General features: G+C 67.1%; 6 protein-coding genes. 4 read left to right on the top strand and 2 right to left on the bottom strand.

The window, feature by feature from the left end:
* Window positions 1-157: 157 nt before the first annotated feature.
* The 4 genes from GCN75_RS28450 (at window position 158) to GCN75_RS28435 (ending at window position 3125) form a co-directional block, all read left to right on the top strand.
* A complete protein-coding gene (locus tag GCN75_RS28450) occupies window positions 158-982 on the top strand; it encodes a formylglycine-generating enzyme family protein (protein ID WP_319633313.1) in 825 nt (274 codons plus the stop codon).
* A gap of 62 nt (window positions 983-1044) precedes the next feature.
* Window positions 1045-1764 (top strand): SIMPL domain-containing protein, encoded by a 720-nt coding sequence (locus GCN75_RS28445; protein ID WP_226941626.1) that lies wholly within the window; start codon window positions 1045-1047, stop codon window positions 1762-1764.
* 78 nt (window positions 1765-1842) lie between these two features.
* Entirely contained in the window at window positions 1843-2241 is a 399-nt protein-coding gene (locus GCN75_RS28440; protein WP_152257922.1) for an OsmC family protein, read from the top strand.
* Window positions 2238-3125: a pirin family protein gene (locus tag GCN75_RS28435; protein ID WP_152285333.1), complete on the top strand. Its 888-nt coding sequence runs from the start codon at window positions 2238-2240 to the stop codon at window positions 3123-3125. The genes GCN75_RS28440 and GCN75_RS28435 overlap by 4 nt, the downstream gene beginning before the upstream one ends.
* Before the next feature lie 7 nt (window positions 3126-3132).
* On the opposite strand, the gene GCN75_RS28430 is transcribed toward GCN75_RS28435, so the two are convergent.
* Together GCN75_RS28430 and GCN75_RS28425 are read right to left on the bottom strand one after the other, a co-directional pair.
* Window positions 3133-5607: a TonB-dependent siderophore receptor gene (locus GCN75_RS28430; RefSeq protein ID WP_152285332.1), complete on the bottom strand. Its 2475-nt coding sequence runs from the start codon at window positions 5605-5607 to the stop codon at window positions 3133-3135.
* Window positions 5608-5724: 117 nt separating this feature from the next.
* On the bottom strand, window positions 5725-6493 hold a 769-nt coding region (locus GCN75_RS28425), incomplete at its 5' end, for a FecR family protein (RefSeq protein WP_152285331.1).

The raw sequence follows: 6493 nt of genomic DNA, 5'->3' as shown, positions 1-6493 counted from the left end.
CCAACCTTGCACTAGTCGCACCACGATACCGGGAGGAGCATCCTCCCTTTGGCCTACTTGACATCCTACAGCACGCCGATGCACAGGAACATGGCGCCGGAGATGAAGCCGTGCGACACCGGCAGCGGCAGCGGCGCCGGCGGCCATCGAGGAGCCGGTGGCCAATGCCGAAGGCATCCTGCGCGACGATTACCTCGACGGTTCGGGCCAGGGACCGGAACTGGTGCTCATTCCCAGCGGCCGCTTCCAGATGGGCGCGCACGAGACGGAGCACAAGGCCGCTATCCAGGCCGGCTCGCAACAGGCGTGGCTGGAGCGCGAGACACCGCAGCACTGGGTCGGCATCGAGCGCCCGTTCGCCTTGGCGCGCCATCCCGTCAGCGTGGGCGAATGGCGGGCGTTCGTGCAGGCGACGCAATGGGCGGGCGGTTCGGAAACGGACTGGGACAATCCCGGCTTCGTGCAGAACGACCAGCACCCGGTGGTGGGCGTGAGCTGGAATGACGCGCAGCTGTACCTGTCATGGCTGAGCGAACGCACGGGCCGGCATTACCGCCTGCCCAGCGAAGCGGAGTGGGAATACGCGTGCCGCGCCGGCACGCGCACGGCCTTCAACGTGGGCGACACGATCAGCACGGAACAGGCGAACTACGACGGCCTGTATGTGTACAACGGCGGCCCGCGCGGCGTGTACCGGGGCGGCACCAGCCCGCTGGGCACCTTCGCGCCGAATCCCTGGGGCCTGTTCGACATGCATGGCAATGTGTGGGAATGGGTGCAGGACGTGGTGCACGACAATTACGAGGGCGCGCCCGTCGATGGCAGCGCCTGGGAAGAGGGCAGCGACAGCAGCCGGCGCATCCTGCGCGGCGGCTGCTGGCTGTACCACCCGCGCTACCTGCGCTCGGCCCTGCGCAACGGCTTTTCCACCGTGCTGTCGAACGATATCGTGGGTTTTCGCGTGGCGCGCACGCTCGATTAGTCTGTTGTCAAATCGGTCATCTTGGCGGATACTTCATGCACCTTAACCGTGCCGGAGTATCCGTGTTCAAACGCCGCTTGCTGTCCATCGTGTTCGCCTGCCTGCCCATCGCCGCCCTGGCCGGCGATCTGCCCTCCTATCCCTTCATCCATGCGACGGGCACGGCCTACAGCTTCGTCACGCCGGACCTGGGCGAGATCGATTTCGACGTCAGCGCCTTCGACCCGGCGCCGGAGGTCGCCACTGCGCTGGTCCAGACGCGCATCGCGGAAATCAAGGCGCTGCTGGTGGAGCAGGGCTTGTCCGAGGCGGCCGCCGGCATCGAGGTGCGCGACGTGCGCAAGGAAATCCGCAAGGGCGCCGAGCAGGACCCCGCCAATCCGCAATACCAGATCAAGGCGAGCGTGCATATCAACGTGGCCGACCTGTCGAAATGGCCCGCCGTCATGCGTCCGCTGCTGGCCATGCCCAACCTCGATGCGTTTGCCGTCACCTTCGGCGCCACGCAGCGCATCCGCCTGGAAGAGGAACTGATGGGCGAAGCCGTCAAGGATGCGCAGCGCAAGGCCGATTCCATGGCGCGCGGCTTCGGCAAGCGCGCGGGCGCCGTGGCCGGCATCTCGTCGGACCAGCTGAAAAACCTGGGCAATGCGGTGGGCCTGGTGCCATCGGACCGCTACAATCGCGCGAATAGCCGCCAGCGGCAAAATCCCGACGACATGCTGACGGTCACCAGCCTCAAAATGGCGCAGACGGTCGATGCCCTGTTCCGCATCAAATGACCAGATAGCCGGGGAGCAGGCTGCGCAAAGCGGGCAAACGGTGTAAATTGTGGCTTTCCAAACGCACCAAGGAACGCCATGACCATCAAAGCCATCCGCGACCAGTCGCAACCCATGCGCCATATCGTGCACGTGCGCGATCACATCATTTCCGCCGACGCCTCGGTGGAGGAGGGCGGCGGCGATGCCGGCCCTTCGCCGCACGACCTGTACGACGCGGCGCTGTCGGCCTGCAAGGCGCTCACGGTGGTCTGGTACGCCAGGCACAAGGGCATTCCCCTCGAGCACGTGGAAGTGAGTACGGAACGCGATGCCAGCGAAGAGCGCAAGGGCGTGTACCGCCTGGCCGCCACCCTGCACCTGACGGGCGACCTGACGGATGCGCAGCGTCAGGAATTGCTGTCCGCCGCGGGCAAATGCCCGCTGCACAAATTGATGACAGCGGTCACCACCGAAGTGACGACGGTGCTGGCATGAGCACGGCCATCCTGAAAAGCCACGAAAAGGACCTCGGTGGCGGCTTCGTCGTGCGGCGCCTGCTGCCTTCCGCGGTAAAACAGGCCGTCGGCCCTTTCATCTTCTTCGACCATTTCGGCCCCATCGACGTGGCGCCCGACGCCAACCACGACGTGCGCCCCCATCCGCATATCGGCCTGGCCACCGTCACCTATCTGTTCGAAGGTGCGATCGACCACCGCGACAGCATCGGGTCGTACCAGCGCATCGAACCGGGCGCCATCAACTGGATGACGGCCGGGCGCGGCATCGTGCATTCGGAACGCACGCCGCACGACCTGGCCGGCCAGCCGCACCGCACGCACGGCTTGCAGCTGTGGGCCGCGCTGCCGAAGGCGCACGAGGAAGACGAACCGAGTTTCACGCATACGCCGCAAGCCGACATTCCCGTCGTGCCGCTCGATGGCGCCGTGGTGAAGGTCCTGATCGGCACGGCCTTTGGGCAAACCTCGCCCGTGCGCACCTACATGCAGACCGTGTACCTGGACGTGGCGCTGGAGGCAGGCAAGGAGCTGCGCCTGGACGGCTTGCCGGCGGAAGCGGCGGTTTACCCGATCAGCGGGGAGGTGCGCGTCGACGGCGTGGCGCTGGCGCCGCACACCATGGCCTTGCTGGAGGCGGGCACCGTGCCTGTCGTGACGGCGGGCAGCGGTCCCGTGCAGTTTGTCGTCATCGGCGGCGAGCCGCTGGACGGCCACCGTTTCCTGTTCTGGAATTTCGTCTCGTCCAGCAAGGAGCGCCTGTCGCAGGCGGCCGACGACTGGAGCGCCCAGCGCATGGGACAGGTGCCGGGCGAGACGGAATTCATCCCGCTGCCGAAGGCGCCCCTGCGTCCGGCAACCTAGGCGTCGTTTAGAAGCGGGCGCGCAAGGTCAGTTGCGCCTTGCGCGGCTCGCCATAGAAATTGCCCCACGCAGGCGCGCCCACCGTCTGGTAGTAGCGCTTGTCGAGCAGATTCGTCACGGACAGCGCGGCCGTCCAGTTGCGGTCGATCTGGTAGGCGGCGCGCGCACTCCACAACGCGTATGCGCCCTGCGCCACGGTCACGTCGCGCGTGACGCGCGAGCTCTCCGTCTGGAAGTTCACGCCGCCGCCCACGCTCCACTTCTGCAGGGCGCCGGGCAGGCGGTAGTCGCTCCACGCGCGCAGCATGTGGCGCGGCGAGTAGGTGCTGGCAAACATCACGCCCGCATTCGACGTCTGGTCCAGGTACTTGAAATTGTTCAGGGTGTAGCCGGCGAACAGCTGCCAGCCGCGCGCCACTTCGCCGCTGATCTCCGCATCGAGCCCTTCGCTGCGCACCTTGCCCGTCGAGAAATAGCATTCCGTGCCGCTGGAGCAGGTATTGACCAGGTCGAGTTCGGCGCGGTTGCGCTGCTCGATGCGGAACAGCGCCAGCGACGCATTGACCTTGCCGTCGAACAGTTCCCCTTTCACGCCCGCTTCCAGGTTGCGGCCTTTCAGCGGGTCGAGCAGGGCGCCGTCCGCCGTGCGCTGGTTCTGCGGCTGGAAGATGTCGGAGATGCTGGCATAGCCGGACCAGCGGGGATCGAAGGCGTAGATCACGCCGCCATATGGGGTGAGCACGCCGTTTTCGCGATACGGGTCGATGTACACGTCGCCCGTGTCGCGGTACACGCTGCTGGACTTGTAGTTCGACACGCGCGCGCCCGCCACCACGGTGAGCGGATCGCTGACGCTGAAGCGGGCCACGCCATATGCGCCCGTCTGCGTCATGGTCGTCACGCTGGGGTCTCCCCGGTAGCTGTTTTGACGGAACCAGGCGTCGCTCGGTTCGGCCACGCCGTGGTTCGGCTGCAGCGGGTTGTTCGGCTGCTGCAGCAGGGCCAGATTGTAGTCGCTGTCGCTTTCCAGGCGGTTCGTGCTGATGCCGGCGCTGAAGCCGTGACGCCGGCCGAAGGCGTTGAATTTGCCGTCGAGCGACAGGTCGATGCCCTTGTTGGTGCTGCCGTAGTCGAACACGCCGCCGTACATCATCATGCCGGCCAGGGTGACGGGATTGATCGCGCCCTGGCTGAACATGTATTTCACGTCGTGCCGTTCGCGCGTGTAGTTGGCGCTGGCCTTGAGCGACCAGTCCGCGTCGAAGCGGTGTTCGAATTCGGCGAAGACGGCCGTCTGTCTGCTATTCCAGCGGTTCCAGTCGGCGCCCAGGAAGGTCGAACGGGGCAGCTTCGGATCGCTGCCATCGAGGTAACGGGGCATGCCGGAGAAAAACGGCGTCGATTTCAGCTTTTCGTAGCTGGCGCCCGTCGTCAGCTTGCTGCCCGGCGCCAGGTCGAATTCCAGCACGCCGTACAGCACGTCCGTGCGGCTGTCGGCCACGTCATAGAAATAATCGCGCTGGTCATGCGCGGCCACGGCGCGGCCGCGGATGCTGCCCGATGCGTTCAATGGGCCCGTGACGTCGACTTCGCCGCGCACGTCGTTCCAGCGGCCCGCGCCCAGCGCCAGCTGCACCTGCTTTTCCGCCAGCGGACGCTTGCGCACCATGTTGATGGCCGCGCCAGGCGAGCCTGTGCCCTGCAGCAGGCCCGTCGCGCCGCGCACGATTTCCACGCGGTCCAGCATGGCCGTATTGCTGGTGAAGCTGTTCGCCTGCGGGTAGTACATGGCGCGGTTCACGCCATCGAACTGGTACGTCTCTACCATGAAGCCGCGCGAATACACATAGCGCCCGCCCATGGGGCTGTCGTACATGGTGATGCCGGTGGTGTTGGCCAGCACGGCGTCGATGGTGTTGAGGTTCTGGTCATCCATCTTCTGCCGCGTGACCACGCTGACGGACTGGGGAATCTCGCGCAGGGTTTGCACGCCCTTGCCGACGGTGACGGCGCGCGCCGCATACGAGTTGCTGTGTTCACTGACGGGGTCGCGCTCCATGCTGGCGCTGACCGTCACGGGGGCCATGGTCTTTTCCACGCCGGCCGCCGAGGTGGAAGGTGCGGCCGCCTGGCGCAGCACGTAGGCGCCGTTCGGCAGCTGCACGGCTTCCAGGCCGCTGCCGGCCAGCACCTGGGCAAAGCCCTGGGCGACGCCAAAGCTGCCGCGCACGCCGGGCGAGCGCAGGCCCCGCGTCTGCGCGGGGTCCGTCGACAGGCTGACGCCGGCGGCCACGGCAAAATCGTTGAGGGCGGTGGCCAGCGGGCCCGCGCCGATGGCGTAGCTTTGCGGCGCGGCGGCAGCCTGGCCTTGCGCCAATGCGGGCGCGGCGATGAAGGCGGCGGGGGCGGCGCAAGCCATGGCGATGAGGGCCAGGCGGATGGCGCGCGCGGCGGGATGGAGGACGGGGGTGGTCAATTGCATGTTCGGTCTTTCTGCTCGGAGGGATAGGAAAAGGGCCTGTGAATCGGCTTCTTGACTAGGAAGCCGAAGCAGCGCAGCGAAACACCAACCCCTGGCGCAAAAAAAAAACGAAAAATATCAGGCAGCGCGGGCCGACACCGTGGCCCAGTAGCGCGTGAAGTACGTCACTTGCAGCCCGTGCGAGGCGCACAGGCTTTCCAGCACGGCGTCGATATCGTCGAGGCGGTAGGTGCCCGTGACGGGGCGCTGCGCCACGCCGGCGTCGCATGCCAGGCGCCCGCGCCGGTAGCGCGCCAGTTCCTGCACCAGTTGCTGCAGGGGCCAGTCGGCGGCCACCAGCATGCCGCGCAGCCAGCTGTCCTGGTGCGCGGGCATGGCTTGCGCGTTTTCGGCGCCGCTCGCCGTGAAGCGCAGCTGCTGGCCCGCTTCCACGCGGCGCACGGCGTCAAGGCGCGCCGCGCAGCGCACTTCCACCGCGTGCTCGAACACGCTGACGCTGCTGCCGCCTTGCGTGCAGCGTATGCCGAAGCGCGTGCCCAGCGCGCGGATCACGCCGTGCGGGGTCTCGACCAGGAAGGGGCGCGGGTCGGATGCCGTCGTGATCATGATCTCGCCCTGGTGCAGGCGGATGCGGCGATGGCTGGCGCTGTAATCGACGTCGGCGGCGCTGTCCGTATTCAGCTCCATGCGCCCGCCGTCGGCCAGCGCCACGTGGCGGCGCTGGCCCGGCACCGTGCGCAAGGACGCCGTCCAGGCTTGCCACGGCGCGGACTGCAGGCCCGCCTGGCCCAGCGCGATGCCGCCGCCGGCCGCGTCCCAGTTCCTGCATGCGGGCATGGTCATCGTGGCCGACGGCAGCGAAGCGGCGGCGAAACGCCTGGCGCGC

Source organism: Janthinobacterium violaceinigrum, assembly GCF_009208555.1.
GTDB lineage: Bacteria > Pseudomonadota > Gammaproteobacteria > Burkholderiales > Burkholderiaceae_D > Janthinobacterium > Janthinobacterium violaceinigrum.
This window is presented reverse-complemented; position numbering and strand designations above follow the sequence as displayed.